The organism is Pseudomonas sp. NY15364, assembly GCF_048068235.1.
Lineage (GTDB): Bacteria > Pseudomonadota > Gammaproteobacteria > Pseudomonadales > Pseudomonadaceae > Aquipseudomonas > Aquipseudomonas mendocina_D.
This window is the reverse complement of the sequence record NZ_JBLUPX010000106.1, coordinates 1-253: the sequence shown is the minus strand read 5'-3', so window position 1 is coordinate 253 and position 253 is coordinate 1. Positions and strand designations below refer to the sequence as shown.

At 58.1% G+C, this 253-nt stretch carries 1 protein-coding gene; it reads left to right on the top strand.

Going from position 1 to position 253, the window contains the following annotated elements; translation table 11 throughout:
• A partial coding sequence (locus ACNFCJ_RS24180; RefSeq protein WP_416773909.1) for a transposase occupies positions 1-253 on the top strand: 253 nt, incomplete at both ends.

The following is a 253-nucleotide window of genomic DNA, read 5'->3' as shown; positions in this document are numbered from 1 at the left end:
TTGCGCGTCAGGACTTCACTTACGATCCTGCGACCGACAGCTTCCAATGTCCTGCGGGCAAGACCCTGTCGCTCAAACAGCTCAATCGTGGCACTCGCCTTTACGCAGCCCATGCCAAGGACTGCGGGAACTGCCCATTAAAAGCCAAGTGCACACAGGCCCAACGGCGTCATATCAGTCGCCATCCCAACGAAGAGGCGTTCGCGCGGATGGAGAAACGACTCGAAACTCACCCTGAGATGATGGGACGGCG